Genomic DNA, 2,322 nt, shown 5'->3' with positions numbered 1-2,322 from the left:
AATATTGGGTGAGTAAAATTGATTTTCAATTCATCTTTTTTAGTCACGTTAACTTTTTACCAAATATAAGAGTCAAGAATGACATCATTGCCCACTTTATCTAGCTCAGAACAGCATAATTTAGAAACTTATATTAATAGAGAACTGTCCTTATTAGAGTTCCATAAGCGCGTGCTTGCTCAAGCAAAAGATATTGAACATCCCTTACTCGAACGCTTAAATTTTTTAATTATTTTTTCACGTAATCTGGATGAGTTTTTTGAAATTCGTGTGGCAAGTCTAATCCGAAAAATTAGCCTAATGAGCCAAACAACTGGCCCAGAAGGATTGCCGTTAGCAGAAGTATTAAAGCAAATTTCCCAAAATGCGCATGAGGCAGTTGAAGAACAATATAAAATCTTAAATTATACATTGTTACCCCAACTACAAGGCTATGGTATTCATTTTATTCAACATGCTGACATATTAGAAAAACATAAAGAATGGATTAAAGAATACTTTTTTAAAGAAGTACAACCTGTCGTTACTCCAATTAGTCTTGATCCAGCACACCCATTTCCAAGACTGGTCAATAAAAGCCTCAATTTTATTGTTACTTTAGAAGGTAAAGATGCTTTTGGCCGCCAGATTGATTTAGCTATTGTGCCAGCACCACGTTCTTTACCAAGACTTGTTAAAATTCCCGAGCATATTTCCGGCGGTGCCGAACATTACATTCTTTTGTCCGCTATTATTCATCAACATATTTCAGACCTATTTCCTGGTATGAAAGCAACGGGCTGTTATCAATTTCGCGTAACACGAAATGCTGATTTAACCGTATCTGAAGATGTAGAAGATTTAGCCGAAGCCTTAAAAGGTGAGTTATCTTCACGTCGCTTTGGGCAAGCTGTCCGCCTCGAAGTAGGTAAAAAATGTCCTACCGACATTGCAAACTATTTATTAGAACAATTTGATTTAGATCCTGAACATCTTTATTACGTAGATGGTCCCGTAAATTTAACCCGTTTTATTTCGAATTTTGACTTACCAGAACTGCGATATAAACCCTATCAACAGGTCTTACCGCCGCTTCTTTATGACAAGAAATCAATTTTTAGTGTATTAAAAGCAGAGGATGTTTTACTACATCATCCATTTGATTCTTTTAAACCTGTCATTAAGCTTCTTAGAGAAGCAGCACAAGATCCAAATGTGTTAGCCATTAAACAAACCCTGTATCGTAGTGGGGCAAATTCTGAAATCGTTCAACTTCTTGCAGAAGCTGCTCGAAACGGTAAAGAAGTTACCGCTGTTATTGAGTTACGTGCACGCTTTGACGAAGAGTCAAATATTGAAGTTGCTAACGTATTACAAGAAGCTGGTGCAGTGGTGGTTTACGGAATAGTAGGTTATAAAACGCATGCTAAGATGATTTTAGTCGTCCGTCGTGAACAAGATAAAATTAAAAGATATGTACATTTAGGGACAGGCAATTATCATGCAGTGAATGCCAAAATTTATACAGATTTTGGTTTACTAACGAGTGATGCTGAAATTTGTGAAGATGTACATAAAATTTTCCAAGAACTCACTGGTATGGGTAAAATGGCAAAACTTAAAAAACTTTTTCATGCACCCTTTACCTTGCACTCACAACTACTTGAGTTAATTGATCAAGAGACTAAAAACAGTCTCGCAGGCAAAAAAGCTCACATTATAATTAAAGTGAATGCACTTACTGAACCTCAGCTGATTAGTGCGCTTTATAAAGCATCACAAGCAGGCGTCCAAATTGATTTAATTATTCGCTCAATTTGTTGTCTCAGACCACAAGTTGCGGGTTTATCCGAAAATATTCGTGTACGTTCAATTGTTGGCCGTTATTTAGAACATACTCGCGTTTACTATTTTTATAATAATGGCGACACAAAGGTTTATTGCGCTAGTGCAGACTGGATGGAGCGTAACTTATTCTCTCGTATTGAAACATGTTTTCCTATCGAAGATAAAAAATTAAAGAAACAAATCATTGAAGATGGTTTAAATAATTATTTACGAGACAATCGCCAAGCTTGGGAATTACAAGCAGATGGCACATGGGTACAATGTCACCCTAAACGTGGGCAACATCTTCATATTGCACAGCAATATTTAATGAATTTGCCTCTTTAAAACTGCATTCACAATGGTGTTTTAAACTGTTGTGACTTTTTAGAAGTTTATTTAAATGTTATCGGGTTATTAAAATTTGGACAAAAAACACAATTATCGAACAATATCTTGGCTAGGGGTGGTCTACAAACCCAAATTTTTTATTTAGAATAAATTTTTAATGACCTT

General features: G+C 35.5%; 1 protein-coding gene. It reads left to right on the top strand.

The genetic code is table 11. From position 1 onward, the window contains the following. The first annotated feature begins 78 nt into the window (after positions 1-78). Positions 79-2,154, top strand: coding sequence for a polyphosphate kinase 1 (ppk1, locus tag HUN22_RS16555; protein WP_174731673.1), 2,076 nt, complete (start codon positions 79-81; stop codon positions 2,152-2,154). Positions 2,155-2,322 lie beyond the last annotated feature (168 nt).

Source organism: Acinetobacter lactucae, from assembly GCF_013344765.1.
Lineage (GTDB): Bacteria > Pseudomonadota > Gammaproteobacteria > Pseudomonadales > Moraxellaceae > Acinetobacter > Acinetobacter lactucae_A.
Note: the sequence above shows the minus strand (reverse complement) of the source record. Positions and strands in the feature narration are given on the sequence as shown.

Excerpts from the sequence above, each read along its gene's own strand:
- ppk1 (WP_174731673.1), top strand. The coding sequence starts at position 79 with ATGACATCATTGCCCACTTTATCTAGCTCAGAACAGCATAATTTAGAA.